This window comes from Streptomyces sp. NPDC089919, from assembly GCF_040684615.1.
Taxonomy (GTDB): domain Bacteria; phylum Actinomycetota; class Actinomycetes; order Streptomycetales; family Streptomycetaceae; genus Streptomyces.
Genome location: NZ_JBFBGK010000027.1, coordinates 1 through 26180, shown reverse-complemented (window position 1 = coordinate 26180; position 26180 = coordinate 1). Strand labels below are relative to the sequence as shown.

24 protein-coding genes and 2 pseudogenes are annotated in these 26180 nt (G+C 71.8%); 14 read left to right on the top strand and 12 right to left on the bottom strand.

The window, feature by feature from the left end; all coding sequences use genetic code 11:
* Positions 1-131: 131 nt before the first annotated feature.
* From AB0O40_RS14245 to AB0O40_RS14220, 6 genes and pseudogenes are all read right to left on the bottom strand, one after another.
* On the bottom strand, positions 132-1184 hold the full coding sequence (locus AB0O40_RS14245; protein WP_365040005.1) for a BMP family ABC transporter substrate-binding protein: 1053 nt from the start codon (positions 1182-1184) through the stop codon (positions 132-134).
* A 219-nt stretch (positions 1185-1403) separates the two neighbouring features.
* Entirely contained in the window at positions 1404-2648 is a 1245-nt protein-coding gene (locus AB0O40_RS14240) for an amidohydrolase (RefSeq protein ID WP_365040134.1), read from the bottom strand.
* Between the two features lie 140 nt (positions 2649-2788).
* Positions 2789-3937 carry a hypothetical protein gene (locus tag AB0O40_RS14235; protein WP_365040002.1) on the bottom strand — a complete coding sequence of 383 codons (1149 nt, stop codon included), beginning with the start codon at positions 3935-3937 and terminating at the stop codon, positions 2789-2791.
* A gap of 43 nt (positions 3938-3980) precedes the next feature.
* Positions 3981-4895 carry an N-acetylneuraminate synthase family protein gene (locus AB0O40_RS14230; RefSeq protein WP_365039999.1) on the bottom strand — a complete coding sequence of 305 codons (915 nt, stop codon included), beginning with the start codon at positions 4893-4895 and terminating at the stop codon, positions 3981-3983.
* 149 nt (positions 4896-5044) lie between these two features.
* Positions 5045-5779 (bottom strand): annotated as a pseudogene (locus AB0O40_RS14225) (acylneuraminate cytidylyltransferase family protein); the annotation flags it as partial.
* Positions 5776-7089, bottom strand: a complete 1314-nt coding sequence (locus AB0O40_RS14220; RefSeq protein WP_365039996.1) for a DUF6716 putative glycosyltransferase — start codon at positions 7087-7089, stop codon at positions 5776-5778. The pseudogene AB0O40_RS14225 and the gene AB0O40_RS14220, both read right to left, overlap by 4 nt.
* A 236-nt stretch (positions 7090-7325) precedes the next feature.
* Between AB0O40_RS14220 and AB0O40_RS14215 the strand changes: the two genes are divergently transcribed.
* The 4 genes from AB0O40_RS14215 to leuE all read left to right on the top strand — a co-directional run bounded on the left by AB0O40_RS14215 (position 7326) and on the right by leuE (position 11532).
* Positions 7326-8306 carry a glycosyltransferase family 2 protein gene (locus AB0O40_RS14215; RefSeq protein WP_365039994.1) on the top strand — a complete coding sequence of 327 codons (981 nt, stop codon included), beginning with the start codon at positions 7326-7328 and terminating at the stop codon, positions 8304-8306.
* Positions 8306-9670: a polysialyltransferase family glycosyltransferase gene (locus tag AB0O40_RS14210; RefSeq protein ID WP_365039990.1), complete on the top strand. Its 1365-nt coding sequence runs from the start codon at positions 8306-8308 to the stop codon at positions 9668-9670. The genes AB0O40_RS14215 and AB0O40_RS14210 overlap by 1 nt, the downstream gene beginning before the upstream one ends.
* The gene (locus tag AB0O40_RS14205) at positions 9667-10794 is read left to right on the top strand and encodes an acyltransferase (protein ID WP_365039987.1); all 1128 of its coding nucleotides are present in this window, start codon (positions 9667-9669) and stop codon (positions 10792-10794) included. Before AB0O40_RS14210 ends, AB0O40_RS14205 begins: the two co-directional genes overlap by 4 nt.
* Positions 10795-10878: 84 nt before the next feature.
* On the top strand, positions 10879-11532 hold the full coding sequence (gene leuE, locus AB0O40_RS14200; RefSeq protein ID WP_365039984.1) for a leucine efflux protein LeuE: 654 nt from the start codon (positions 10879-10881) through the stop codon (positions 11530-11532).
* 45 nt (positions 11533-11577) lie between these two features.
* On the opposite strand, the gene AB0O40_RS14195 is transcribed toward leuE, so the two are convergent.
* The gene (locus tag AB0O40_RS14195; protein WP_365039981.1) at positions 11578-13158 is read right to left on the bottom strand and encodes a methylmalonyl-CoA mutase family protein; all 1581 of its coding nucleotides are present in this window, start codon (positions 13156-13158) and stop codon (positions 11578-11580) included.
* A gap of 143 nt (positions 13159-13301) precedes the next feature.
* Between AB0O40_RS14195 and AB0O40_RS14190 the strand changes: the two genes are divergently transcribed.
* On the top strand, positions 13302-14144 hold the full coding sequence (locus AB0O40_RS14190) for a L,D-transpeptidase family protein (RefSeq protein WP_365039978.1): 843 nt from the start codon (positions 13302-13304) through the stop codon (positions 14142-14144).
* 197 nt (positions 14145-14341) lie between these two features.
* On the opposite strand, the gene AB0O40_RS14185 is transcribed toward AB0O40_RS14190, so the two are convergent.
* Positions 14342-15355: an extensin gene (locus tag AB0O40_RS14185; protein WP_365039975.1), complete on the bottom strand. Its 1014-nt coding sequence runs from the start codon at positions 15353-15355 to the stop codon at positions 14342-14344.
* On the bottom strand, positions 15355-16074 hold the full coding sequence (locus AB0O40_RS14180; RefSeq protein ID WP_365039972.1) for an RNA polymerase sigma factor: 720 nt from the start codon (positions 16072-16074) through the stop codon (positions 15355-15357). Before AB0O40_RS14180 ends, AB0O40_RS14185 begins: the two co-directional genes overlap by 1 nt.
* Before the next feature lie 512 nt (positions 16075-16586).
* Here AB0O40_RS14180 and AB0O40_RS14175 point away from each other — a divergent pair.
* The 6 genes from AB0O40_RS14175 (at position 16587) to AB0O40_RS14150 (ending at position 21187) form a co-directional block, all read left to right on the top strand.
* Positions 16587-17117, top strand: a complete 531-nt coding sequence (locus AB0O40_RS14175; RefSeq protein ID WP_365040131.1) for a 2-oxo-4-hydroxy-4-carboxy-5-ureidoimidazoline decarboxylase — start codon at positions 16587-16589, stop codon at positions 17115-17117.
* Between the two features lie 132 nt (positions 17118-17249).
* On the top strand, positions 17250-17630 hold the full coding sequence (gene sdhC / locus AB0O40_RS14170; protein ID WP_365039969.1) for a succinate dehydrogenase, cytochrome b556 subunit: 381 nt from the start codon (positions 17250-17252) through the stop codon (positions 17628-17630).
* Between the two features lie 5 nt (positions 17631-17635).
* The gene (locus AB0O40_RS14165) at positions 17636-18115 is read left to right on the top strand and encodes a succinate dehydrogenase hydrophobic membrane anchor subunit (RefSeq protein ID WP_365039967.1); all 480 of its coding nucleotides are present in this window, start codon (positions 17636-17638) and stop codon (positions 18113-18115) included.
* A gap of 26 nt (positions 18116-18141) precedes the next feature.
* Positions 18142-19896: a succinate dehydrogenase flavoprotein subunit gene (gene sdhA / locus AB0O40_RS14160; RefSeq protein ID WP_365039964.1), complete on the top strand. Its 1755-nt coding sequence runs from the start codon at positions 18142-18144 to the stop codon at positions 19894-19896.
* Complete coding sequence (locus AB0O40_RS14155) at positions 19896-20654, top strand: succinate dehydrogenase iron-sulfur subunit (protein ID WP_365039961.1); 759 nt, start codon at positions 19896-19898, stop codon at positions 20652-20654. Before sdhA ends, AB0O40_RS14155 begins: the two co-directional genes overlap by 1 nt.
* Before the next feature lie 188 nt (positions 20655-20842).
* A complete protein-coding gene (locus AB0O40_RS14150; protein ID WP_365040128.1) occupies positions 20843-21187 on the top strand; it encodes a Uma2 family endonuclease in 345 nt (114 codons plus the stop codon).
* 6 nt (positions 21188-21193) lie between these two features.
* On the opposite strand, the gene AB0O40_RS14145 is transcribed toward AB0O40_RS14150, so the two are convergent.
* Complete coding sequence (locus tag AB0O40_RS14145) at positions 21194-21757, bottom strand: hypothetical protein (protein ID WP_365039958.1); 564 nt, start codon at positions 21755-21757, stop codon at positions 21194-21196.
* A 197-nt stretch (positions 21758-21954) separates the two neighbouring features.
* Between AB0O40_RS14145 and AB0O40_RS14140 the strand changes: the two genes are divergently transcribed.
* Genes AB0O40_RS14140 through AB0O40_RS14130 form a run of 3 tightly spaced genes read left to right on the top strand, consistent with a single transcriptional unit; the run spans position 21955 to position 23472 of the window.
* Complete coding sequence (locus AB0O40_RS14140) at positions 21955-22359, top strand: hypothetical protein (protein WP_365039955.1); 405 nt, start codon at positions 21955-21957, stop codon at positions 22357-22359.
* A 4-nt stretch (positions 22360-22363) separates the two neighbouring features.
* The gene (locus AB0O40_RS14135) at positions 22364-22759 is read left to right on the top strand and encodes a DCC1-like thiol-disulfide oxidoreductase family protein (RefSeq protein ID WP_365039952.1); all 396 of its coding nucleotides are present in this window, start codon (positions 22364-22366) and stop codon (positions 22757-22759) included.
* An 11-nt stretch (positions 22760-22770) separates the two neighbouring features.
* A complete protein-coding gene (locus tag AB0O40_RS14130) occupies positions 22771-23472 on the top strand; it encodes a TetR family transcriptional regulator (protein ID WP_365039950.1) in 702 nt (233 codons plus the stop codon).
* Positions 23473-23525: 53 nt separating this feature from the next.
* Here AB0O40_RS14130 and AB0O40_RS14125 read toward each other — a convergent pair whose 3' ends face one another.
* Positions 23526-25076 carry an ABC transporter substrate-binding protein gene (locus AB0O40_RS14125; RefSeq protein WP_365039947.1) on the bottom strand — a complete coding sequence of 517 codons (1551 nt, stop codon included), beginning with the start codon at positions 25074-25076 and terminating at the stop codon, positions 23526-23528.
* A gap of 189 nt (positions 25077-25265) precedes the next feature.
* A pseudogene (locus AB0O40_RS14120) lies at positions 25266-26099 on the bottom strand (metallophosphoesterase); the annotation flags it as partial.
* Between the last annotated feature and the right edge of the window lie 81 nt (positions 26100-26180).

Sequence of the window (26180 nt, the reverse complement as noted above, 5' to 3'; positions counted from 1 at the left end):
AGAAGGTATCGCGTCCACGACACCTCTACGCGCGTAGCACTGCCAGAAGAGAAAAGATTGAGCCGCAAAAGCGACCCGGGGCCCGGGAGGCGGCTGCTGCCAGCCTTCCCGGGCCCCGGCCGAACACGTCCTTACGGAGTGGTCTTGACCTTGATCTTGCCGGCGATGATGTCGGCCTTGGCCTTCTCCACCGCGGCGGTCAGGTCCTTGTTGGCGGTGAACGCCGGGTTGGAGTCGGCCAGGCCGACACCGCCCTTGGCGAGGTCGTAGCGGATCTCACCGGTCTCCGGCTTGCCGTCCTTGACCGACTTGATCAGGTCGAACACGGCGCTGGTGACGTTCTTGGTGGCCGAGGTCAGGATCTGGTCCTTGAACTTGGCCAGGCCCGCCTGCTTGTACTGGTCCGAGTCGACACCGATGGCCCACTTGCCCGCGGTGGCGGCGGCCTCGATGGAGCCCGAGCCGGCCAGACCGGCGGCGGCGTAGATCACGTCGGCGCCCTTGGACAGCTGGCCCTGGGCGGCGGCCTTGCCGAGGTCGGGCTTCGAGAAGCCGTCGAAGTTCGGCGGCTGGGTCAGGTACTGGGTCAGCACCTCGGCCTTGGGGTTGGTGTCCTTGACGCCCTGGACGTAGCCCGCCTCGAACTTCTTGATCAGCGGAACCTCGACGCCGCCGATGAAGCCGACCTTGCCGGTCTTGGAGGCCTTGGCCGCGGCCACGCCCGCCAGGTAGGAGCCCTGCTCCTCGTTGAAGACCAGGTTCGCGACGTTGGAGCCGGTCACCGAGGTGTCGTCGATGATGCCGAAGGTGGTCTTCGGGAACTTCGGCGCGACCTTCTTGATGGCCGGGGCGTAGGCGAAGCCGACACCGATGACCGGGTTGGCGCCGGTGCGAGCCAGCTCGGTGAGGCGCTGCACCTTGTCGGCGTCGCTCTCGCCCTCGGTGGGCTCGGCCTGCTTGATCTGGAGGCCGAGGTCCTTCTCGGCCTTCTCGGCACCCGCGTACGCGGCGTCGTTGAAGGACTGGTCGCCGCGGCCGCCGATGTCGTAGGCGATGGCGGCGGTGGCCTTCTTCGAGTCCGAGGACCCGGAGTCCGTGGACTTCTTGCCGCCACACGCGGTGGCGGTAAGGGCGAGGGCCGCGGACGCGACACTCACGGTGGCGATCCTGGTGATCCGGCGCAAGGGGAGGCTCCTTCAAAACCTGACCGAAGCGCCACTGACCGGCGCTGGTTTCGCCGCGATCGTAACGCGCGTAGATGTCAGTTAAAGGCCCGTTCAGGAGTCGTTATCGGATCGTCGTGAACCGGACAGTGACCGGTTGGTAACCCGAGGGGCCCGAACCCCAGTTGTACAGCGGCTTTCCCGGGCCCGTCGCGGACCCGGGAAAGTGTCGTGTGAGGTTTACCCGACCGGCCTGGCGCGGCGGCCGTCCAACAGGGCCGCGGCGGTGAACAGCTCCACCCCGACGGCGATCGCGGACTCGTCGACGTCGAAGTCGCCCCGGTGCAGATCGCGCTTGACGGTGTCACCCGGAGTGCGCACGCCCAGCCGGGCCATCGCGCCCGGGACCTGCTCCAGGTACCAGGAGAAGTCCTCGCCGCCCAGGCTCTGCTCGGTGTCCTCGACGGCGTGCACCCCGCGCCGGGCGGCCATCGCGTCCCGCAGCAGCTCGGTGACGACCGGGTCGTTGACCACCGGCGGCACCCCGCGGACGTAGTTGATGGCCGACTTGGCCCGGTGCAGGGTGGCCAGCTCGTCGATGGCCGCGTGGATCAGGTCGGGGGCCTCGTGCCAGGCGTTCAGGTCCAGGCAGCGGACCGTGCCGGCCAGCTCGGCGGTCATGGGGATGACGTTGCAGGCGTGGCCGGAGGCGATCTTGCCCCAGGTGACCGCGAGCCCCGAGCGGGTGTCCATCCGGCGGGCGAGCAGGGCCGGCAGGTCGACCGCCATCCGCGCCGCGGCGGTGACCAGGTCGGTGGTCAGGTGCGGCCGGGCGGTGTGGCCGCCGGCGCCCGAAAGGGTGATTTCCAGCCGGTCACAGGCGGAGGTGATGGGCCCGGGCCGCAGCCCGATCCGGCCGGCGTCCACCCGCGGGTCGCAGTGCACGGCGATCATCTGGCCGACCCCGTCGAGCACCCCGGAGGCGATGGCGTCGCTGGCGCCGCCGGGCAGGACCTCCTCGGCGGGCTGGAAGAGCAGCCGCACCGGCCGGGGCAGCAGCCCCTGGCCGTGCAGCTTGGCGAGCACCAGCCCGGCGCCGAGGACGGTGGTGGTGTGCACGTCGTGCCCGCAGGCGTGGGCCCGGTCGGGGACGGTGGAGCGGTACGGGACGTTGGTCTTGGCGTCCGGGATGGGCAGGGCGTCGATGTCCGCGCGCAGGGCCAGCATCGGCCGTACCCCGTCCCAGGACCCGATGTCGCAGATCAGGCCGGTACCGGTCTTCAGGACGCGGGGGCGCAGCCCTGCCTTCTCCAGTCTGGCCTTGATCGCTGCCGTGGTCCGGAACTCCTGGTGGCCCAGCTCGGGATGCATGTGCAGGTCCCGGCGGAAGGCTACGAGTTCGGAGCGCAGGCTATCCGGGAGCTTGCCGGGCAGGGCCGGCTCGACAGGCTTTCCGTTGAGGACGGTCTGGGACTCTCGGGACATCAACTGGTTCACCCGTTTAAGCCTAGGCGCACCCCCCGGCCAACTGGCTGGCGATCAGGAAAAGTTCAGCCCGTTAGGGTAAAAAAACCGAGCCGCCGGGTGCATGACCTTTGTGTCCGCGGGGTAAACTCCGCCGTTTCTCAAGCGGAGGCCGCTGCCGGCGGGGATCCGGCCGCGGCGAGCCTTCGCACGTCACGGGCGGTGTCGGTGACCCCGGCGAGGAAGCTCTGGGCCCGCGGGGAGGCGTTTCCGGTGAGCCAGCCGGGGTCGATCTCGCAGACCGCGACCGTCACTCCCGTACCGGCCAGTGCGTAGGGCAGGGTGTGGACGACCGTGGACGGAAAGCTGACGATCGTACGTCCGACCGGGCCCCGCCGGGCGATCAGCTCGAGCGGCAGGTCGGGCCGGACGATCTCCAGCCCAGTGGCCTCGCTCAGCGCCCGCAGCTTGTCGGGCGACTCCCGGCGGTGCGCGAAGTAGCGGGTGGCGCCGTGCGCCCGGGCCAGCTCGCGGACGGCCGCGAGGTAGCGCTCCGGCTCGACCACGCCGGTCTCCACCAGGGAGGTGCCGACCAGGTCGGTGCCCTTGCACAGCCGCGGCGGGCCGAAGGCCGACCGGGTCCAGGCGAAGTCGTTCACCCGCAGCTCCGTCCCCTCGGGAACGGTGACCGGCATGGAGCTGAAGACCTGCACCCGGCGGCGACCGCCGGGGGTGAAGCGGCGCCGGGCCTGCGCCGAGACCGGTGCGTACACCAGCTCCCGGACCCGGCCGGGCAGCCCCTGGGCGCCCACCCGGTGCCAGCGCACCAGCCGCTCGCCGCGGCTGATCTGGCCGACGAACTCCATCGTGGCGGTGCCGTCGTCGACGACCACCAGCTCCTCGGCGCGCACCACGGTCAGCAGCAGCTGGACGAAGCGCGAGAAGGGGTCGCCCACCACCAGCCGCTCGGCCCGGCGGACGTCCTTGCCGAGGGCGGCCAGCGCCCGGAAGGGCGCGAGGGAGCCCCCGCGCGCCTCCTGCCACTGGACGCGGTGACCTTCGTCGCGGGCCAGTGCGGACATCCGCCGCAGCTGGCCGCGCGACATCGGGTCCACCGGCGGCAGCACGACGATCCGCAGGCCGGGCAGGACCGGCGGGCGTCGGGTGACGCGGGTGGGCTGGGGCGGTACGGAGGCCAGCAGGGGGCGTTCCTCCTGCTGGGCCACCGCTTCCGCATGGGCCCACTCCAGGACGTTCAGGAGCTGGACCGGGCTCTCCACGAGGGCCAGAGTGGTCGCTTGTGCCGTCACCGCGTTCTCCTCGTCGTCTCTGGGGTGGTCCTGGCCGGGCGGGTCAGACGCCGGCGAGCTCGCCGACCTCGCCCTGGACCCGGCGGAGCTTCTTCATCGGGCCGAGCTCGGACTCGTAGACCTTCTTGACCCCGTCGCCGAGGGCGGTCTCGATGGTGCGGATGTCGCGGACCAGGCGCTGCAGGCCGCCGGGCTCCACGGAGGCGGCCTGGTCGGAGCCCCACATGGCGCGGTCGAGGGTGATGTGGCGCTCGACGAAGCTGGCGCCGAGGGCGACCGCGGCAAGGGTGGTCTGCAGGCCCGTCTCGTGGCCGCTGTAGCCGATCGGGACGTTCGGGTACTCCTCCTGGAGGGTGTTGATCACCCGCAGGTTGAGCTCCTCGGCCTTGGCCGGGTACGTGGACGTGGCGTGGCAGAGCAGGATGTTCTCGCTGCCCAGCACCTCCACCGCGTGGCGGATCTGCTTCGGGGTGGACATGCCGGTGGAGAGGATGACGGTGCGGCCGGTGGCGCGCAGGGCGCGCAGCAGCTCGTCGTCGGTGAGGGAGGCGGAGGCCACCTTGTGGGCCGGCAGGTCGAACTTCTCCAGGAAGGCGACGGCCTCGGTGTCCCACGGGGAGGCGAACCACGCGATGCCGCGCTTCTTGCAGTGCTCGTCGATGGCGCGGTAGTCGTCCTCGCCGAACTCGACGCGGTGCCGGTAGTCGATGTACGTCATGCGGCCCCAGGGGGTGTCGCGCTCGATGTCCCACTGGTCCCGCGGGGTGCAGATCTCCGGGGTGCGCTTCTGGAACTTGACGGCGTCGCAGCCCGCGTCGGCCGCGGCGTCGATCAGGGCGAAGGCGTTGCCCAGGTCGCCGTTGTGGTTGATGCCGATCTCGCCGACGACGTAGACGGGACGGCCGGGGCCGGCGGTGCGGTCGCCGAGGGTGCGCAGGCGGGGGCTGGAGGCGGTCATGGCAGGTGACGTCCTTCGGGGTGTGGAGCGGGGTGCAGGGGTGTGGGGTGTGGACTCGGATGAGCGAGGGGTGGGTCTGGGGAGAGCGGGCGCCGCGCCTAGGTCGTGGCGGGGATCCCGGCGGGCAGCGCGGGGCCGGGGACCAGCGAGCCGGCCGCCTCCCCCGCGTCGAACAGCGGCGCCAGGGCGCGGGCCCGGGCCAGGTCGTGCGGGTCGTCGATCTCCAGCACCCGGGCCGGGTCGGTGCGCACCGGCACGATGTGGCCGAAGAAGCGGTGGCCGCTGGCGCGGAAGCCCGGGACGGCCATCGCGTAGGCGGCGCCGGTCTCCAGCAGGTCCTCGGGGCGGTCCTGGCGGCGCGGCCGGTGGGCCTCGTCGTGGTTGACGCCGTAGCCGGAGCGGCCGGCCGGTACCGCCGCCTCGCGCCACAGGAAGCCGTGGAAGGGGGCGACGGTCAGCGCGCTGTCGGCGCCGTCCACGACCACCGCGGCGGCCACCGCGGCCACGTCGCCGGAGGTGAGGAAGGGGCTGGTGGCCTGGACGAGCAGGACCACGTCCACCGGCCGCCCGCCGGCCGCCTCGTGCGCGTCCAGGGCGTGCAGGACCGCCGCCTCGCTGCTCGCGGTGTCCCCGGAGAGCTCGGCGGGCCGCTGCACGACCTCGGCGCCGGCCTCCCGGGCCTCGGCGGCGATGGCCGGGTCGTCGGTGGAGACCACCACGTCGGTGACCGGGCCGGCCTCGCGGCAGGCCCGCACCGCGCGGGCCACCAGCGACCGGCCGCCGACGGGGGCGAGGTTCTTGCCGGGGACGCCCTTGGAGCCGCCCCGGGCTGGGATCACGGCCAGGACCCGCGGGGTCCTCTTCGACTGGTCGGCGGTGCTCACAGTTCTCCCATCCGGCGGATGACGGGGGCCACCCGCTGCACGCCGTGCCGGTAGGCGCCGCGGGCCGCGTCGCGCAGCCAGGAGCGCACCGCGCGGCGCAGCTTGGACTCGCCGGCGGCCGGCCGGGCCGCGCCGGGCAGCGGGGTGCCGTCGGGGCCGAGGTGGTGGCGGGCGAGGATGCCCGGCAGGTAGCCGGGCGCGGTGGTGTGCGTGTAGTAGGGGTCCGGCGCGGGCAGCTCGGGCAGGGCGGCCAGGGCCGCCACCCGCTCGCGCGCGGTGTCGAAGGCCCGCTCGTAGGGCCCCTCCGAGGCGACGCCCTGGCGGGCCAGCCACTGCGGGTCGGCCGCCGGGCGCAGGCCCGCGTCCAGCTGGTCCCAGCTGGCCAGGCAGCCGGAGCCGAGGAAGTGGTGGTTGCCCAGGGCCTCGCGGACGCCGAGGTCGGTGAGGACGGCGGTGGGGACGCCCCGGTGCAGCGACTCGAGGGCGGCCGTGGAGCTGACCGTCACCAGCAGGTCGGTGCCGTCCAGGACCTCGCCCATGTTCCCGTAGACCAGACGGCAGTTGACCGGCAGGCCGCCGGGCAGCTTCTCGGCGAGCCGCTGGTAGGGCAGCTCCTCCAGGTGCGTGGTGTGCTCCCCCGGCTTGCTGCGCAGCTTGACCAGCACCTCGCGGTCCGGGTGCCGACGGGCGTGCTCGGCGGCCCGGCGCAGCAGGTACGTCCGGTCGGCGCGGCTCTCCGGGACAGAGGGCTGGGCGGCGAAGACGACGGTGTGGGCGCGGTCGGTGACCTGCTCGTAGGGGGCGCCGCCGAGGAAGGGCAGCGCGGTCTCCGTGACGGCGCCGGCGTCGGCGCCGACCCCCTCGTACACGGCGCGGAAGCGGTCCGCGTCGTGCCGGGAGTTGGCCAGCACCAGGTCGGCGCCGTGCCGCAGCAGGAGGCCGTCGGCCAGCTTCTCGTAGACCACGCCCACGTAGCCGGTGACCAGGACGGGCCGCTCGGCGGGGGCCGGCCACAGCGCGCGGGCGCCGTGCAGGACGGCCTGGACGGCGCCGCCGACGAGCGCGAGGACGACCACGTCGTACCCCCCGCTCTTGAGCTCGGCGAGGAATTCGGCGCAGGTGACCTCGGTCAACCGGTCGGCCCGCACGCCCACTTCGCCCAGCTGCCGGGCGGTCGGGGTGGCCCGGCCGCGCAGCAGGAACCCGGTGAGCGTTCCGCCCGGTTCGGTGCAGTCGGGGGCAATGCGGTGCGCGGTGAGTGCGCCCCATTTCCATCGCGTATCGGAATCTGCGAGTACGGCAACCCGCATCTTCCCTTTGGCAGTTACGCCGCTGGTACTTACTGGCACGTTGCGAAGCTATGCGGGAATTCCGGTGATCGGCCCAACGACCGTGCAACAGAGGGTTAACAGCCCGTCGACGTGATGCGAATACGGCCGGGAATGGGCCGGGGACCGGGCCGGTTAACAGATCCGCCGCTGTGCGTTCACCTCGCGGCCGTGCCCGGTCCATGGTGAATGCCGCGCCAAGTCCTAGTGTCACGCGGGTGGTCAAGCTCTCCGTGGTCGTGCCGTTCTACAACGTGCAGACATACGCACCAGACGCCCTGCGAAGCCTGCGCGCGAACGCGCGGGAGGACTTCGAGTTCGTCCTCGTCGACGACTGCTCCACCGACGGCACCCCCGGCCTGCTGGAACGGGCCGCGCAGGAGCTGCCGGGGGCGGTGTACGTCCGGCACGAGAAGAACGGCGGACTGGCCACCGCCCGCAACACCGGGCTGGACGCGGCCCGCGGCGAATACCTCACCTTCATGGACGGCGACGACTGGCTGGCCCCTGGCCACCTGGCCCGGGTGCTCTCCGCGATAGAGGGTCTGAACTGCGACTTCGTCCGGATCGACCATGTCCAGTGCACCGGCCGGGCCCGGCTGGTGCAGCGGATCCCGCACGGTCCGCAGGGCGTGGTCTCCTCCCCCCGGGAGGCGATCCTGCCGGCCGACCGCTCCACCTCGGTCGACTACCCGTACGCCTGGGCGGGCATGTACCACCGGCGGCTGGCGGACCGGGGCCTGCTGCACTTCACCCACGGGCTGCGGACCGCCGAGGACCGGCCGTGGATCTGGCGGCTGCACCGCGAGGCGGACTCCTTCGCCGCGGTCGGGCTGCCGGGCCTCTTCTACCGGCGGGGCGTCTCGACTTCCCTCACCCAGATCGGTGACGTCCGGCAACTCGATTTCATCCGGGCATTCGACCAGGTAATCGAGGAAACCGCCGCGGACCGCGATGCGGACCGATTGCTGCCCAAAGCCGTGCGCACGTACTGCGCAATTATTTCGCACCATATCGGTTCCATCGAAAGGTTCGAGCCGCCGGTGGCCAGAAAACTCCGTTCGATGAGCGCCGCGGCCCTGAAGCGAATGCCGCAGGACGTTCTCGACGAGGCGATCGATTCCATGGACGTACCGCGCGCGGTCCTGCTGCGCCGGCTCCGCCGCCGGGCGCTGCTCAGCACGGGGGTGACCGGCTGATGGCCCCCTCCCCCGCGCCCGCGACCACCCAGATCTTCCTCGCCTCCACCCTCTACGGGGCGGCCACCCTGGCCGCGGCCCTGGACGCCGGCTGCTTCGGCCCGGCCGACCGGCGACTGCTGCTGGTCAGCAACAACGCCGCGATCCCGGAGACCACCCCCGGACCGGACCGGATGCCCGGCTTCGCCGAGCTCGCCGCCCGCTTCGACGCGGTGCTCGACTGGAACGCCACCATCGAGCCCTTCCACCCCGGCGGCTGGCTGCCGCGGCCCGACGACGCCCCGCTGTGGGAGCGGCAGCTGCGGACGCTGTGGGAGCTGGGCGAGGACCGCGTCGAGCTGGTCGTCGAGTCCATCCAGGTCGCCCCCGCGCAGGCGGTGGTGCAGCTCTTCCCCGGCGCCCCGATCGAGGTCTACGCCGACGGGCTGATGAGCTACGGCCCGACCCGCAACAAACTCGACCCGGCGATCGGCGGCCGGATCCGCCGGCTGCTCCACCTCGACCTGGTGCCGGGCCTGGAGCCGCTGCTGCTCACCGAGTTCGGCGTACCGGCCGAGCTGGTGCCGGCCGCGGCCTTCCTCGACGTACTGGCCTCGCTGCCGGTGGACGAGGCCGAGCTGGCCGGGATCGGCGAGGCGCCGGCCCTGCTGCTGGGCCAGTACCTGTCCGCCATCGAGCTGCTGACCCCGCAGGAGGAAGAGGAGCTGCACGTGCGGATGGTCCGCGGGGCGCACGCCCTCGGCCACCGCGAGCTGGTCTTCAAACCGCACCCCAGCGCCCCCGCCCGGTGGTCCCGGATGGTCGAGGAGGAGGCCGCCCGGCTGGGCGCGCGGCTGACCGTCCTGGACACCCCGGTGCTGGCCGAGGTGCTGTACCGGCGGCTGGCGCCGGCGCTGGTGGCCGGTTGCTTCTCGACCGGGCTGCTCACCGCCGCCACCCTCTTCGGGATCCCGGTGGCCCGCACCGGCACCGCGCCGCTGCTGGACCGGGTCACCCCGTACCAGAACAGCAACCGGGTGCCGCTGACGATCGTGGACGCGCTGCTGCCCGAGCTGTCCGACCCGGAGGCGGTGCGCGCCTGGAGCCCGCCCGGGCCGGCCGCCGTCAAGGAACTGGCCGCGCTGGTCACGGCGGTGGGCTACGCGATGCAGTCGCAGATCCTGGCGGCCCGGCGGCCGGAGGCCGAGCGGTTCCTCGCCCACCACCTGGACGAGCGGGTCTGGCGCTACTTCAAGCGGCGCCGGCTGACCGCGCTCGGCCTGCCCGGCGCGGTCCCGGCCCAGCTGGCCTTCATCCCGCGCAGCCCCACCGTCAAGCGCGTGGTGCGCCGGGTGCGCCACCTGCGCCGGACGGCCCTCGGATGACGGCCCCGGCGCTGCCCGCACAGCAGGGCCAGCCGCAGGACCGGGAGTCCGCCGCCGCGCCGCGCCGGGCGGGCGGCCGGCTGCGGGCCCTGGACGGGCTGCGGCTGGTGGCCGCGCTGATGGTCGCCGGGTACCACTACGGCGGCCGGGGCGGGGAGGTCCAGGCGTCCTGGGGCGCCTCGCCCCGGCAGCTCTTCCCGACGGCCTCGCCCTGGCTGGCGTACGGCTGCCTGGGCGTGCAGGTGTTCTTCGTGATCAGCGGCTTCGTCATCTGCATGAGCGCCTGGGGCAAGCCCCTGAAGTCCTTCCTGGCCTCCCGGGTGTCCCGCCTGTACCCCGCCTACTGGGCGGCGATCGCGCTGGTGACGCTGGTCTTCGCGCTGCCCTGGCTGCCGTACCGGACGGTCGGCCTCAGCGACGCGCTGGTGAACCTGACGATGCTCCAGCAGCCGGTGGGCGCCCAGCGGGTGCTCGGCGTGTGCTGGACCCTCTGGGCGGAGCTGCGCTTCTACGCGCTCTTCGCGCTCTTCGTGATCCTGCCCGGCGGCGGGCGCCGCCGGACCCTGCTCTTCTGCGGGGCCTGGACCCTGGCCGCGGCCCTCGCGGACGCCTCGGACCAGCCCTTCCTGACCCAGGCGCTGATGCCGGAGTACGCGCCCTTCTTCATCGGCGGGATCGGGCTGTACCTCGTCCACCGGGACCGGCGGGACGTGCTCGCCTGGGGCGTGACCGCGGCCGGCTGGCTGATCGGCCAGCACTACGCGGTGGCCGGCCTGTGGCACGCGCCGGACCCGCGGTTCTTCTCGTACCGCAGCGCGGCGGTGATCGTCGCGGTGGTGACGGCCGGCTTCGTGGCGGTGGCGCTGATCGCCACCGGGCGCCTGGCCCGGCTGGACTGGCGCTGGCTGACCGTGGCCGGCGCCCTGACCTACCCCTTCTACCTGGTGCACGAACACCTCGGCTGGGTGGTGATCCGGCTGCTGCGCCGCCACCTCGGGCTGCCGGCCCCGCTGGTCCTCGTCCTCACCACCGCCTCGATGCTGGCCCTGGCCTGGCTGCTGCACCGGTACGTGGAACGCACCCTGACGCCGCGGCTGCGGCGGGCCCTGGAGGGCGTCCGGTGACCCGCGGCCCACGCCGCGTCAGGTGCCATCTCATGTGATGGAACTGTCACCCGGGATGTCGTACCCGCGTGCGAGACTCGCCGCATGCTGGGTGTGACAGACCTTCCGACGTACCTGGCCGGGCTCGTGCTGATCATCCTGCTGCCCGGTCCCAACTCGCTGTACGTGCTCTCCGTGGCCGCGCGCCGGGGCGTGCGGGCGGGCTACACCGCCGCGGCCGGGGTGTGGACCGGCGACACCGTGCTGATGGTGCTGGCCGCCGGCGGCGCCGCCTCGCTGCTCCAGACCAACGCCCTGCTCTTCGGCATCGTGAAGTTCCTCGGCGCCGGGTACCTCGCCTGGCTGGCCGTCGGGCTGATGCGCGCCGCGTGGACGATGTGGCGGGAGCGGGCGGCCCGGCAGGAGGAGATCATGACCGGCGAGCCGCCCGCGGACGCCGAGCGCCCCTACCGGCGGGCCCTGCTGATCAGCCTGCTCAACCCGAAGGCCATCCTCTTCCTGCTGTCCTTCTTCGTGCAGTTCGTCGACCCGGACTACGCCTACCCGGCGCTGTCGTTCCTGGTCCTGGGCGGCCTGCTGCAGCTCGGCAGCTTCCTCTACCTGACCGCGCTCATATTCGGCGGCACCCGCCTGTCGGCGGCCTTCCGGCGGCGCCGCCGGCTGTCGGCCGGGGCGACCACCGCCGCGGGCGTGCTCTTCCTCGGCTTCGCCGCCAAGCTCACGCTCAGCAGCGTCTGACCGCGGCCGCTCGGAAGGCGTCGGCCGGCCTCTGACCGCGAGCGCTCAGAAGACGTCAACCGGGACGTAGCCGCCCCACACCTCCCGCAGCGCGCCGCAGACCTCGCCCACGGTCGCCCGCGCCCGCAGCGCCTCCCTCATAGGAGGGAGGACGTTCGCCGGGCCGGCCGCCGCGGCCCGCAGCTCCGCCAGGGCCGCGGTCACGGCCGCCCCGTCCCGCCCGGCCCGCAGCCGGGCCAGCCGCGCCACCTGCCGCTCCTCGATCGCCGGGTCCACCCGCAGCGGCCGGTACGGCTCCTCCTCGTCCAGGACGAAGCGGTTCACCCCGACCACCACCCGCTCCCCGGCGTCGGTCTCCCGCGCGATCCGGTAGGCGTTGCGCTCGATCTCCCCCTTCTGGAAGCCCTGCTCGATGGCGCCCACCGCGCCGCCCAGCCCCTCCACCCGGTCCATCAGCGCCACCGCCGCCGCCTCGAGGTCGTCCGTCATCCGCTCGATCGCGTAGGAGCCGGCGAACGGGTCGACGGTGGCGGTCACGTCCGTCTCGTACGCCAGCACCTGCTGGGTGCGCAGCGCCAGCCGGGCGGCCTTCTCGGTGGGCAGCGCGATGGCCTCGTCGAAGGAGTTGGTGTGCAGCGACTGGGTGCCGCCGAGCACCGCCGCGAGGCCCTGGACGGCCACCCGGACCAGGTTGACCTCGGGCTGCTGGGCGGTGAGCTGGACCCCCGCCGTCTGGGTGTGGAAGCGCAGCATCAGCGACCGCGGGTCCCGGGCGCCGAACTCCTCGCGCATGGTCCGCGCCCAGATCCGGCGGGCCGCCCGGAACTTGGCCACCTCCTCCAGGAGGCTGGTGCGGGCCACGAAGAAGAAGGACAGCCGGGGGGCGAACTCGTCCACCGCCATCCCGGCCGCCAGCGCGGTACGGACGTACGCGATCCCGTCCGCCAGCGTGAAGGCCACCTCCTGCACGGGCGAGGCCCCGGCCTCCGCCATGTGGTAGCCGGAGATGGAGATGGTGTTCCACCGGGGCAGCTCGGCCCGGCAGTACCGGAAGGTGTCGGCGACCAGCCGCAGCGAGGGGGCCGGCGGGAAGATGTAGGTGCCGCGGGCGATGTACTCCTTGAGCACGTCGTTCTGGACCGTGCCGGTCAGCGCCGCCGCCGGGACCCCCTGCTCCTCGGCGACCAGCTGGTACATCAGGAGCAGCACGGCGGCCGGGGCGTTGATGGTCATCGAGGTGGAGACCCGGTCCAGCGGGATGCCCTCGAACAGCTCCCGCATGTCCTCGACGGAGTCGACGGCCACCCCGACCCGGCCGACCTCGCCGTGCGCGAGCGGGGCGTCGGAGTCGTGGCCCATCTGGGTCGGCAGGTCGAAGGCGACGGACAGGCCGGTGGAGCCGCCGGCGATCAGCGCCCGGTAGCGGGCGTTGGACTCGGCGGCCGTCCCGAAGCCGGCGTACTGCCGCATCGTCCAGGGCCGTCCGGTGTACATCGTCGGGTACACGCCCCGGGTGAAGGGGTAGCCGCCCGGCTCGCCGAGCTGCCCGGCGGCGTCCCAGCCGCGCAGCTGCTCCGGCCCGTAGACCGGCTCGATGGGGATCCCCGACTCGGTCTGCCGCGCCATCGTTACCGCTCCTTCATCGAGCCTGGTGCCGCGTACTGGTACAACCTGTCCCGCCGTGCCGTCGTTCGCAACCACACGGCGCCGGGAAGCATCCCTACGTACACACGCAGAAATCGGGGGGCACGATGTACCGCCAGAGAGTCATGAGAAGCGCCGTGGTGGCGGCCGTCGCGGCGGTCGTCGCGACCGGCTGCGGGCCGCAGGGGTCGGGGGCCGCGGGGTCCTCGGGCGGGACCGGTTCCGGCCGTTCCGCCGCACCGAGCGCACCGGCCGACCCGTCGGCCGCCCCTTCCCATGACGACAAGCCGGCCGGGGACACCGCCTCGCCCAGCGCCTCCGCCACCCCCGGCGCCGCCAAGGCGCTGATGGCCGAGGGCTCCGAGAGCGAGCAGGTCCGCGAGCTGCAGGCGCGGCTGAAGCAGCTCGCCTACTTCCACCGCTCGCCCACCGGCTTCTACGGCTCGATCACGAGCACGGCCGTCAAGGGCTTCCAGACCAAGCGGCAACTTTCGGCCACCGGCAGCGTCGACGAGGACACCTGGCAGAAGCTGCTCGCCATGACGCACCGGCCCACCGACGCCGAGCTGCGCCCGCCGACCACCAACGAACTCGACACGCCCGACCCGCGCTGCCTGACCGGCCGCGTCATGTGCATCAGCAAGGAGAGCCGCACCCTCGCCTGGATGATCGACGGCAAGGTCCAGCTCGCCTTCGACGTGCGCTTCGGCTCCGAGAACACCCCGACCCGCGAGGGCCAGTTCAACGTGGAGTGGAAGGCCCGCGAGTGGACGTCCACGCTGTTCCACACGCCCATGCCGTACGCGATGTTCTTCAGCCGGGGCCAGGCGGTGCACTACTCGGCGGACTTCGCGGCGCGCGGGTACGCGGGCGCCTCGCACGGCTGCGTCAACGTCCGGGACAAGGTGAAGCTGTCGTCGCTCTTCGACCAGGTGAAGGTCGGGGACAAGGTCGTCGTCTACTGGTGACGTCCGCTCGCGGGCCGCGTCCGGCCGCCGGGGGCCCCGGCGGCGGGGCGGGGAAGTAGAGGGCGCGGGCAGGGCCGGGGGAACGTGCCCCGCCCGCGCCGAGTGCGCAGAGCCCAGGGGTACGGGGGGAACCCCGGCTCATGCGCGGCCGATGACCAGTCGGCTCGTTATGTACTGCGCCGGGCGCGCGAAAAGTGTTACAGCCGCTCGCGGCGGGGGTCGGGAACCGACACGGGAGCGGTCGGAGCGGCCTTGTGCGGGGTGAAGCCGAGGGGGGTCGAGCCGCCCTTCTTGCCGCCCTTGCCCTTGTCCTTGCCGTCGTCCTTGCCGCCGCCCTTGCCGGCGGAGTCCCCGTCTCCGGTGCCGCCGGTACCCGTGCCGGTGCCGAGCAGCCGGTCGCAGAAGCGCTCGACCCGGTCGCCGCGGGCGGCGCCCTCCAGGTCCGTCCGGCGGATCCCGTCCAGGTGCCCGGCGCGCAGGTCCTTGCAGTTGTCGATCAGCCTGCGGCGGGCCTCGGCGCCGCCGCCGGTCGTGCCGCCCGCGTCGGTGCCCCCGGTCTTCTTGGGCTCGGGCTGCTCCGAGGGCGTGCCGGTGCCGGCCGTGGCGGTGGCCTCGGGCCCGGTCGTACCGGAGGGCGCGCCGGTGACCGGCGGGTCCGGCAGCCGGCGGGTGCCGAAGCGCTCGCCGGTGCCACCGGTCGGCTCCGGGGCCACCCGGGAGAACTCCTGGGAGGGCAGCACGGAGACGGTGGCCGAGGGCCCGGCGCCGGCGCGCACCTCCTGGCCGGGCAGCAGTCCGGTGGTGGCCGCGGCGGCGACCCCGCCGATGGTGAGTCCGGCGACGGCGGCGGCCAGGCCCAGCCGCAGCGGCCGGCGGCCGGCTCCGGCACGGCGGGGCGCGCGGACCGGACCGGTCAGCGGCCGCAGCTCCACGGCGCCCGCGGGCGCCGTGGGCGCCAGCCGGACCGTCGGTTCGGCGGCTTCCCGGGCCTGGGTGTCGGCGGTCCGGGCGGCCCGGAAGGCAGCCAGCGCGGCGGCCTCACCGGGCAGTTCCGCCTCGGGGCGGGCAGCCGGAACCAGGGAGTCGAGTGCGTGGGCGAGGCGGGCCGCCCCGGGCCGCCCCGGGTGTCCGTCGCCGGGCAGGACCGGTTCGCCGGAGAGCAGCTTTTCGGCTGCGGCCCCGTCGAGCCACCCGTAGCGATCGTCGGCCATCACATGTCCTTCTGCGTCCGCCAACGCGATTGCGTCACACCGGTCCGCTCCTTGGGACCGGCCCGCGGGCCGCGTTGTGCCGGCACGGCGTCGAGGTCCCCGCTGCCCCCCTCGCCACTGCCGCCTCCGGGGTTGCCGGGGGCGTCGTGGCCTTCGGCATTATCCCCGAACTCCGAGCCCAGCAGCTCGGCCAGTTTCTTCAGTCCCCGGTGGGCCGCGGTGCGGACCGCGCCGGGCCGCTTGCCCAGGGTCTCGGCGGCGCTCTTGGCGTCCAGGCCGACGACCACCCGGAGCACCACGGCCTCGGCCTGGTCCCGGGGCAGCCGGGATATCAGTTCCATCGTCCGGCCGGTGGACAGCGCCTCCATGGCCTCGCCGTAGGTGTCGGAGTCGGCGGCCCGGCCGGTCAGCTCGGTCTCGTCGCCGCCCACCGCGGGGCGCCGGCCGCGCATGCGTATGTGGTCCAGGGCGCGGTTGCGGGCGATCCGGGCGGTCCAGCCGCGGAAGCGGTCGGCGTCGCCCTCGAAGGCGGCGAGGTCGCGGGCTATCTGCAGCCAGGCCTCGGAGGCCACGTCCTCCGCCTCGGCCTCGCCGACGAGCGTGCGCAGGTACCCGAGCAGGCGCGGGTGCACCGTGCGGTACACAGTCCGGAACGCGTTCTCGTCGCCGTCCTGTGCCGCGAGCACCGCGGCGGTCAGCTCCGCGTCGTCCCCCAGCACGTCCCCAACCCGTTCACTGTCCTGTACGTCTTGCGCAAATCAGCACGTTACGGCCTTCCGGGGCCTCTCGTCCATGACTTGTACAAGCTGCAACCATCCGAGCGCGAAGCGGGGTGTGACAGAAAACGCACCCGCGACGCAGACATGTATACGGGCTTGTCGCACGAGCCCGTAACGGACGGCGGCCGGGGCCTCTCCTGTGGGGGGTGGCGGCCTCGGTCGCCTTCCGGATCCCCCGCGCGGTGCCCACGGCCGTCCGCCGGGCCCCCGACGACCGGTCCCGATGACGACTCACGTCCAGGATTCTGCGCCATCCGGGTGAACACCCGTGAACCGGCACCCGTCCCGCGCGCGTCCGCAACCCGCCCCGCCTCCCCGTGCGGGTGAAATCCTCCTCGTCGCACGCCTGCGGCACCCCTCAGGTCGGTAGCGTGGCGGCACACCCCCGACACGCCCCGAGGAGCCCCCCGCTGTCCAGCCACCTTCCGGCACAGGTCCGCGGCTGCTCCGGGCTGGCCCGGTTCAACGCCGCGGCCCCCGAGGCGGCCGAGGAGTCCCTGCTGCACTGCTGCGGCAGCCGCCGGTGGGCCCACCGGGTGGCGGCCCACCGCCCGTACCCGGACCTGGAGGCGCTGCTCGCCGCGGCCGACGAGGCGGCGTACGACCTCTCCCGGGCGGACCTGAGCGAGGCACTGGCCGACGAGTTCCCCGCCGAACTGCACCGGGACGCGCTGCCGGCCGCCCATCTGGCGCTGGCCGCGGCGCAGGACGAGTACGAGCGGACCTTCGGGCACGCCTTCCTCATCTGCCTGGACGACCACCCGCCGGCCGAACACCCCGACCTCGTGCTGGCCGCCGTGCACCGCCGGATGGCCAACGACCCCGAGGAGGAGCGGACCATCGCCGCCGACGAACTGCGGCGGCTGGCCCGCGGGCGGCTGGTCGCCCTGGTGGGCGGGATGGCCGGCCTCGCGGGAGTGAGTGCCGTACGCCCGAATTGGCCTACTTCCGAGTTGTCGGATAGCCCGTCCGTGCCTGTTTGATCACACCAAGGGACCCCGCGCGAAGGAACCGACAAGTCGTCGCTACGATGTCCGGGGCCGGTGGACCGTACCCGGCCGGGCCCGACCGACAAAGAAGCCGGCGGCCCTCGCCTCGCTTCCGGAGGGTTTTCCGTGCCGGCTGGAACGTTGTACCGCGGCCGGGAAGGTATGTGGTCCTGGGTGGCTCATCGAGTCACCGGCGTCCTCATCTTCTTCTTCCTGTTCGTACACGTCCTCGACACCGCTCTCGTCCGCGTCTCCCCCGAGGCGTACGACGATGTCGTGGCTACCTACAAGACCCCGATTGTCGGGCTGCTGGAATACGGCCTCGTGGCCGCGATCCTCTTCCACGCCCTCAACGGACTCCGTGTCATCGCCGTGGACTTCTGGTCCAAGGGCCCCCGCTACCAGAAGCAGATGCTCTGGACCGTCGTGGGCATCTGGGTCGTGCTGATGGCCGGGGCCCTGTACCCCGTCCTCGGTCACGCGGCTTCTGAACTGTTCGGGAAGTGACACCGATGTCTGCTGACACCTCTTCTTCCTCGATCGGCGCCGTCGAAGGCGTGAGCCTCTACGACGTCGACAACCCGGCCCCGTACATCGAGGCCCCGCGCAAGCGCACCTCGAAGACGCCCCGGTCGACCCGCGGCAACTTCGAGATGGCCGCCTGGCTCTTCATGCGCCTGTCCGGCATCGTGCTGGTCGTCCTGGTCCTCGGCCACCTGCTGATCCAGCTGGTGCTCGACGGCGGCGTGTCCAAGATCGGCTTCGCCTTCGTGGCCGGCCGCTGGGCGTCCCCGTTCTGGCAGGTGTGGGACCTGCTGATGCTGTGGCTGGCCATGCTGCACGGCTCGAACGGCCTGCGTACCGTCATCAACGACTACGCGGAGCGCGCGAACACGCGGCTGTGGCTGAAGGGCCTGCTCTACACCGCCACGGTGTTCACCATCCTCCTGGGCACGCTGGTGATCTTCACCTTCGACCCGAACATCCGCTAGGCAACGGGGCTGAGGCGACACATCGCATGAAGATCCACAAGTACGACACCGTCATCGTCGGCGCCGGCGGCGCCGGTATGCGCGCCGCCATCGAGGCGACGAAGCGCAGCCGCACCGCCGTGCTGACCAAGCTGTACCCGACCCGCTCCCACACGGGCGCCGCGCAGGGCGGCATGGCCGCCGCGCTCGCCAACGTGGAAGAGGACAACTGGGAGTGGCACACCTTCGACACGGTCAAGGGCGGTGACTACCTGGTCGACCAGGACGCCGCCGAGATCCTGGCGAAGGAGGCCATCGACGCGGTCCTCGACCTCGAGAAGATGGGCCTGCCGTTCAACCGCACCCCGGACGGCACCATCGACCAGCGCCGCTTCGGCGGCCACTCGCGCGCCCACGGCGAGGCCCCGGTCCGCCGGTCCTGCTACGCCGCGGACCGCACCGGTCACATGATCCTCCAGACGCTGTACCAGAACTGCGTCAAGGAGGGCGTGGAGTTCTTCAACGAGTTCTACGTCCTGGACCAGCTGATCACCGAGGTCGACGGGGTCAAGCACTCCGCCGGCGTGGTCGCCTACGAGCTGGCCACCGGCGAGATCCACATCTTCCAGGCGAAGGCCGTGATCTACGCCTCCGGCGGCAACGGCAAGTTCTTCAAGGTGACCTCCAACGCGCACACCCTCACCGGTGACGGCCAGGCGGCCTGCTACCGGCGCGGCCTGCCGCTGGAGGACATGGAGTTCTTCCAGTTCCACCCGACGGGCATCTGGCGCATGGGCATCCTACTGACGGAGGGCGCCCGCGGTGAGGGCGGCATCCTCCGCAACAAGGACGGCGAGCGCTTCATGGAGAAGTACGCGCCGGTCATGAAGGACCTCGCGTCCCGTGACGTCGTCTCGCGCTCCATCTACACGGAGATCCGCGAGGGCCGCGGCTGCGGTCCCGAGGGCGACCACGTCTACCTCGACCTGACGCACCTGCCGCCGGAGCAGCTGGACGCCAAGCTGCCGGACATCACCGAGTTCGCCCGTACGTACCTCGGCATCGAGCCGTACACGGACCCGATCCCGATCCAGCCCACCGCGCACTACGCCATGGGCGGCATCCCGACCAACGTCGAGGGTGAGGTCCTCTCGGACAACACCACCGTCGTCCCGGGCCTGTACGCGGCCGGCGAGGTGGCCTGCGTGTCGGTGCACGGCGCCAACCGGCTGGGCACCAACTCGCTGCTCGACATCAACGTCTTCGGCAAGCGCTCGGGCATCGCGGCCGCCAAGTACGCGTCCGAGGCCGACTACGTCGAGCTGCCGGAGAACCCGGCCCAGCAGGTGGTCGACCTGGTCGAGCAGCTGCGCGCCTCCACGGGCAGCGAGCGGGTCGCGGAGCTGCGCAACGAGCTCCAGGAGACGATGGACGCGAACGTGTCCGTCTTCCGTACCGAGCAGACGATCAAGACCGCGGTCGAGAAGATCGCCGAGCTGCGCGCCCGGTACAAGAACGTCTCGGTGCAGGACAAGGGCAAGCGGTTCAACACGGACCTGCTGGAGGCCATCGAGCTGGGCAACCTGCTCGACCTGGCCGAGGTCATGGCCGTCTCGGCCCTGGCCCGCAAGGAGTCCCGCGGCGGTCACTACCGCGAGGACTACCCGAACCGCGACGACGTCAACTTCATGCGCCACACCATGGCGTACCGCGAGGTCGGCGACGACGGCACGGACTCCGTCCGGCTCGACTACAAGCCCGTCGTCACCACCCGCTACCAGCCGATGGAGCGTAAGTACTGATGGCTACCCCGACCCTGGACAAGGTGGAGGCGGAGGCCGCGGCCTCCCCGTACATCACGGTCACCTTCCGGATCCGCCGCTACAACCCGGAGGTCTCGGAAGAGGCCCAGTGGCAGGACTTCCAGATCGAGATCGACCCGAAGGAGCGCGTGCTCGACGGTCTCCACAAGATCAAGTGGGACCTGGACGGCACGCTCACCTTCCGCCGGTCGTGCGCGCACGGCATCTGCGGCTCCGACGCGATGCGGATCAACGGCAAGAACAGGCTCGCCTGCAAGACGCTGATCAAGGACATCAACCCGGAGAAGCCCATCACGGTCGAGGCCATCAAGGGCCTCACCGTGATGAAGGACCTCATCGTCGACATGGAGCCCTTCTTCCAGGCGTACCGGGACGTCATGCCGTTCCTGGTCACCAAGGGCAACGAGCCGACCCGCGAGCGCCTGCAGTCCGCCGAGGACCGCGAGCGCTTCGACGACACCACCAAGTGCATCCTGTGCGCCGCGTGCACGTCCTCGTGCCCGGTGTTCTGGAACGACGGCCAGTACTTCGGCCCGGCGGCGATCGTCAACGCGCACCGCTTCATCTTCGACTCGCGTGACGAGGCCGGCGAGCAGCGGCTGGAGATCCTGAACGACAAGGACGGCGTGTGGCGCTGCCGCACCACGTTCAACTGCACCGACGCGTGCCCCCGCGGCATCGAGGTCACCAAGGCCATCCAGGAAGTCAAGCGCGCCCTCATCACGCGCCGCTTCTGACCCCTCCCGGTCGCCCGCACCACGACGAAGGCCCCGCCCCCCCGGTTCTCCGGGGAGCGGGGCCTTCGGCCGTTCGGGTGGCCGCGGCCCCGTTGGCCTCCCCCACAGACGCGACGCATGGTGTCGTGCGGGCGGAGACTCTTGGGAGGCATGCGGTGCCCACGCTGCTCGAAGGAGCCGACTGGTTCATGGAGCGCAACCCGGGCTGCCGGGTGGAGATCATCGACGGTCAGATCCGGCTGTCATTCTTGCGGGACGGGCCCCACCAGGAGGTCACCGCCAACAACTTCCGGGCCGACCTGCACACCAAGGTCCGGGCATACGGCAACGCCGGCATCCCCGTCTACGTCATCGTCGACCGCAGGCACCAGCGCCTGCACGTACTGACCGAGCCACAGGCCGACGGGTACGAGACGCACCGCGTCCATGCCCCCGGCGAGCTCGTCACCCTCCCCGAGTCCATCGGCGCCAAGGTCACCCTGGACGTGGCCGAGGTGCTGCGGGCGGCCGCGCCCAAGCCGAAGGCCGAGTAGCCCCGGTCAGGCCGTCGGCTTGGGGACCGTGAAGGTGTAGAGGTCCATGTTCCCGCCGCGGCCGCAGGTGTTGTCGGGGGCGATGTAGTTGGCGTCCTGGACGGCGTCGCCGAAGGCCTCGCCGGGGCCGCCCGCGACCTTGATGCGCATCTTCACGTCCTTCGTCGCGCCCGCCTTCACGCCGCCCGGCACGGTCTGGAAGGCGAGGTGGCCGGCGGGCATGGCCCGCCACGTGGCCGCGGCCTTGTCCCACCACTGCACGGCGATCTTCCGGTCCGCGCGCACCGGGCTGTACTGCGTCACGCCGGCGTCCACCTGGAGGGCCACCGCCTTGAGCGGGCCCTGGGAGGTGTTCTTGACGCGGAAGGTGAACTTGGTCCAGGTGGCGGCCGGGATCGTCTCCGGCAGGCCCAGGAGCTCGGTGTGGAGCCGGGAGACCGGGTAGGGCTCCCACTTCGCGCAGGAGGCGAAGGGGTCGGCGGCGGGCCGGTCGGCGGCGTCGGCGACACCGGACGTGGCGAGCAGCAGGGCCGGTACGGCGAGGCCGGTCAGGGCACGGCGAATCTTCATGTTCCCCCCAGGGACATACGTGGTGCGATATGCGCCGCGCCTGGTCATGCGCGGCTTTCACGATCATATGAGGTGTTCACCCCACCCCTTTCCATCACACCCTGAACCTGTTCAAAAACAGGCTTGAACGTGTTCAAAGACAGGGCTACAGTCAGTCCTGCCAACACTTTGAACACGTTCAAGAGGGGGGTGGGGTCATGGACCTCACTGTCTGGGCCTACGTCATCTACCTGCTCGTCAGCATCGGGCTGACCGTCTGGGTGGCACGCACCCTGAGCCGGAACGGGCGGATCTTCATCGCGGACGTACTGCACGGGGACGAGAAGCTGGCGGACGCCGTGAACCACCTGCTGGTGGTCGGCTTCTACCTCGTCAACCTCGGCTTCGTCAGCCTGTACCTGCGGGGCGCGGAGGACATCGAGGACCCCGCCGGCCTCTTCGAGGCACTGTCGCGCAAGCTCGGCGTCGTCCTGCTGGTGCTCGGCGTGATGCACCTCGGCAACGTCTGGGTGCTCAACAAGATGCGCCGCCGCGGGATCCTGGAGCGGCAGAACACCCCGCCGGTCCCCCCGCAGGGCTGGACCGCGCCGGTCGGGGCCTGAGCCCGTGCGGCCCCCCGGCAGCGCCGTGCGCCGGCTGACGGTGCTCTACGACGCGAACTGCCCGCTCTGCGTGCACCTGCGCAACTGGCTGCTGGGCCAGCGGTGGCTGGTACCGCTGGCGCTGGTGCCGGCCACCTCCCTGGAGGCGCAGCGCCGCTTCCCGCAGCTGGACCACGCCGCCACCCTCCGGGAGATCACGGTGGTCGGGGACGGCGGCCAGGTGTGGACCGGTGCGCACGCCTTCGTCATGTGCCTGTGGGCGCTGGCCGAGCACCGGCCCCGGGCCAACTGGCTGGCCACCCCGGCCGGCTTCCCCTTCGCCCGGGCCGCCATGCTCGCCGCGGCCAAGGTCCGCCAGAACACCACACGCTGCGACGAGCAGTGCGGCGTCCCCGGATAGGCTCGTACACCGTGACTGACGTGAAGCCCGCCAAGAGCGAACAGACCCGCACGCTCATCCTCGAAACCGCGCTCCGGCTCTTCCAGGAGCGCGGCTACGACAAGACGACCATGCGGGGCATCGCCAAGGAGGCCGGCGTCTCGGTCGGCAACGCCTACTACTACTTCGAGTCCAAGGAACACCTGGTCCAGGGGTTCTACGACCGGATCGCCGCCGAACACCAGGCGGCGGTCCGGCCCGTGCTGGACGCGGAGACCGACCTCCAGAAGCGGCTGGCCGGGGTGCTGACCGCCTGGCTGGACATCGCCGCCCCGTACCACGAGTTCGCCGCCCAGTTCTTCAAGAACGCCGCCGACCCCGAGAGCCCGCTCAGCCCGTTCTCCGCCGAGTCGGAACACGCCCGCGAGCAGGCCATCGCGGTCCACCGGGAGGTGCTGGGCGGCTCCAAGGCCAAGGTCCCGGAGGAGCTGCGGGAGATCCTGCCCGAGCTGATGTGGCTCTCGCAGATGGGCCTGGTCCTCTACTGGGTCTTCGACCGCTCCGAGGGCTCCGAGCGCACCCGCCGGCTCGCCGAGCGGGGCGCCGCGCTCACCACCCGGGGCGTGACCCTGGCCCGGTTCCGGGTGCTGCGGCCGCTGGTCCACGAGGTGCACGAGCTGTTCACCGACTTCCTGCCGGGAATGGCACAGGCCGCCAGCGCCCGCAAGCGCTGACGGCCCGTCGCCGGTGCCGGCCCCGGCTCAGAGCCGGTGGGACCGGTGCCGGCTCACAGCCAGTTGAGGTCCCACAGACGCCACACGCCGGTGCCGTCCGCGAGGAACTGCGCGCCGGTGACGGCGTCGCGGCTGATCACGTACTCCTTCTTCTGCCAGAGCGGCAGGACCGGGACCTGCTCGGCCACCAGCTGCTGCGCGGCCCGGAAGTCGTTGAGCGAGTCACCGCGGTCGCTGTAGGACTGGGTCTTGCTGATCAGCGCTTCGAGGGCCGGGTCGTTGAACCCGCTGCGCCAGCCGGAGTCCTTGCCGACCAGCGGCGCGGTGAAGTTGTCCGGGTCCGGGAAGTCCGCGACCCAGCCGATGAGGTAGGCGTCGAACCTGGCCGCCGCGTACGCCTTCTGGAAGGACGTGAAGTCCGGGATGGTGTCGATCTTGACCTTGAAGAGGCCCGTCTCCTCCAGCTGCCGCTTGACCTCCGCGGCCTCCGCGACGTTGGCGTCGCGCTTGTTGATGCCCAGCGTGAAGGAGACCGGGGTGCTGATGTCGGCCTTCCGCAGGATCGACTTCGCCTCGGCCGCGCTCGGCTGCGGGTAGACGTCGTAGAAGGGCGTGCTGTGGCCGCTGACGCCCTGCGGGATCAGCGAGTACAGCGGCGTGACGGTGCCCTCGAAGACGTTCCGGGCGATGGCAGAGCGGTCCAGCACCGCGGCGACGGCCTGCCGGGCGGCCCGCTCCCGGAAGGTGGAGTTCTTGCGGACGTTGAAGACCATCGAGCGGATCTCGGAGCCGCCGGACTCGTGGTAGCGGGTGTCCTCGATGCCCGGGTTCAACTGGGCCAGGACGTTCGGCGGCAGCTCGCGGTGGGCCACGTCGATGTCGTGGTTCTTCCACGCGGAGTTGAGCTGCTCGGAGTCCTCGTAGTACTTGACCGTGACCGGGACGTGCGCCGGCTTGGCGTTGCCCTGGTACGAGCCGTTGGGCGTGAGCTCGATCTGGCCGTTGGTGGAGGACTCCAGGACGTACGGGCCCGAGCCGTCGACCTCGGTGCCCGTGCGCAGCCCGTCGGCCGGGTACTTCTCCTTGTCCACGATCGCCCCGGCACCGGTGGCTATCTTGAACGGGAAGGTCGCGTCGCGCTGGGACAGGTTGAAGGTGATCGTCCGGTCCCGCACGCTGACCGACTTCAGCGTGTTCAGCAGCGGCTTCGGACCCTGGTCCGAGTTGATCTTGAAGATCCGGTCGAAGGAGAACTTCACGTCCTCCGCCGTCATCTCCCGGCCGTTGGAGAACTTCATGCCGGGCCGCAGCTCGCACTGGTACGTGGTGAGCTTGAGCCCGATGAACTTGCAGGAGCTCGCGGCGTCCGGGACGGGTACGTCGGAACCGTTCTTGAGCGTCAGCAGTGACTGGTAGACATTGCTGTACAGCGCCCAGGAGCCGGCGTCGTAGGCGCCGGCCGGGTCGAGGGAGGAGACTTCATCGGTCGTCCCGACCGTGATGGCGTCCTTCTTGCCGTCCGAGGGCAGCAGCTGCCAGGCCCCCACCCCGGCGACCACCAGAACCGATCCGGCCGCCAAGGCCCCAATAGCAACACGCCGCATGCCGAGCCATCCTCCACGCCCCACCACGCCGACGGGCCCCTTTAGCCGTCGACCACTGGACCGTCCGGCTTCGTGAGCCGACGGCCTGAGAGCCGCCGGCCCCCTTAGCCGTCAGCTCTTGCAAACGTTGCCCACTCAACCACGGAAATTTCACAAGTGGAAGGGCGTGTCACTACAGCTTTCACCAAGTTACGTCTGATAAGACGCAAGCTCTACGACGGTGATGTCGGAGGGGGCTCCGACCCGTACCGGCGGCCCCCACGCGCCGGCCCCACGAGAAACGTACAACTGCGTGTCCCCGTACCGCTCCAGGCCGGCCACGGTCGGGTTGGCGAGGGCCGCGATGTACTCCCCCGGCCAGAGCTGGCCGCCGTGCGTGTGGCCGGAGAGCTGGAGGTCCACGCCGTAGCGGACCGCGTCGTGGATCACCACCGGCTGGTGGGCCAGCAGCACCGCCGCGCGGGAGCGGTCCCGGTCGCCGAGGGCCCGGCCGAAGTCGGGCCCCTCGCCCTCGCGTTCGCCCGCCACGTCGTTGACGCCGGCCAGGTCGAAGAAGGGCATCGGGGTACGGGCGTTCTCCAGCGGGTGCACGCCCAGCTCGCGGACGTGGTCGACCCACTGGCGGGCGCCGGAGAAGTACTCGTGGTTGCCGGTGACGAAGTAACTGCCGTGCCGGGCGCGCAGCCGGGCCAGCGGCTCGGCGGCCGGGCCGAGGTCGTGGACGCTGCCGTCGACCAGGTCCCCGACGATGGCGATCAGGTCGGGCTGGGTGGCGTTGACGGTGTCGACGATGCGCTGGGTGTGGGCCCGGCCGAGGATGGGGCCGAGGTGGATGTCGCTCACCACGGCGATGCGGTAGCCGTGGGCGGCCCTGGGGAGTTTGGCGAGGGGGACCTGGACGCGCTTGACCCTTGGTCCGCGCATGACGCCGTACGTTCCGTACGCGACCGTCGTGCCGGCCGTTGCCGCGGCTGCGGTTGCCAGGGTCCTGGCCACGAACACCCTGCGGGTGCTCCCGGGGGCTCCGCCCCCGGACCTTCGCCACCCGCCCCTACCCGGGCGGCCTGACCTACTCCGGTCACCCGCTGGCCTGCGCGGCCGCGG

Bases quoted from the DNA above. Each gene is read 5' to 3' on its own strand.
- AB0O40_RS14240 (WP_365040134.1), bottom strand. From the start codon at position 2,648: ATGTCCCGAGAGTCCCAGACCGTCCTCAACGGAAAGCCTGTCGAGCCG.
- AB0O40_RS14230 (WP_365039999.1), bottom strand. From the start codon at position 4,895: ATGACCGCCTCCAGCCCCCGCCTGCGCACCCTCGGCGACCGCACCGCC.
- AB0O40_RS14220 (WP_365039996.1), bottom strand. From the start codon at position 7,089: ATGCGGGTTGCCGTACTCGCAGATTCCGATACGCGATGGAAATGGGGC.
- AB0O40_RS14210 (WP_365039990.1), top strand. From the start codon at position 8,306: ATGGCCCCCTCCCCCGCGCCCGCGACCACCCAGATCTTCCTCGCCTCC.
- AB0O40_RS14205 (WP_365039987.1), top strand. From the start codon at position 9,667: ATGACGGCCCCGGCGCTGCCCGCACAGCAGGGCCAGCCGCAGGACCGG.
- leuE (WP_365039984.1), top strand. From the start codon at position 10,879: ATGCTGGGTGTGACAGACCTTCCGACGTACCTGGCCGGGCTCGTGCTG.
- AB0O40_RS14195 (WP_365039981.1), bottom strand. From the start codon at position 13,158: ATGGCGCGGCAGACCGAGTCGGGGATCCCCATCGAGCCGGTCTACGGG.
- AB0O40_RS14190 (WP_365039978.1), top strand. From the start codon at position 13,302: ATGAGAAGCGCCGTGGTGGCGGCCGTCGCGGCGGTCGTCGCGACCGGC.
- AB0O40_RS14185 (WP_365039975.1), bottom strand. From the start codon at position 15,355: ATGGCCGACGATCGCTACGGGTGGCTCGACGGGGCCGCAGCCGAAAAG.
- AB0O40_RS14165 (WP_365039967.1), top strand. From the start codon at position 17,636: ATGTCTGCTGACACCTCTTCTTCCTCGATCGGCGCCGTCGAAGGCGTG.
- sdhA (WP_365039964.1), top strand. From the start codon at position 18,142: ATGAAGATCCACAAGTACGACACCGTCATCGTCGGCGCCGGCGGCGCC.
- AB0O40_RS14155 (WP_365039961.1), top strand. From the start codon at position 19,896: ATGGCTACCCCGACCCTGGACAAGGTGGAGGCGGAGGCCGCGGCCTCC.
- AB0O40_RS14150 (WP_365040128.1), top strand. From the start codon at position 20,843: ATGGAGCGCAACCCGGGCTGCCGGGTGGAGATCATCGACGGTCAGATC.
- AB0O40_RS14145 (WP_365039958.1), bottom strand. From the start codon at position 21,757: ATGAAGATTCGCCGTGCCCTGACCGGCCTCGCCGTACCGGCCCTGCTG.
- AB0O40_RS14140 (WP_365039955.1), top strand. From the start codon at position 21,955: ATGGACCTCACTGTCTGGGCCTACGTCATCTACCTGCTCGTCAGCATC.
- AB0O40_RS14125 (WP_365039947.1), bottom strand. From the start codon at position 25,076: ATGCGGCGTGTTGCTATTGGGGCCTTGGCGGCCGGATCGGTTCTGGTG.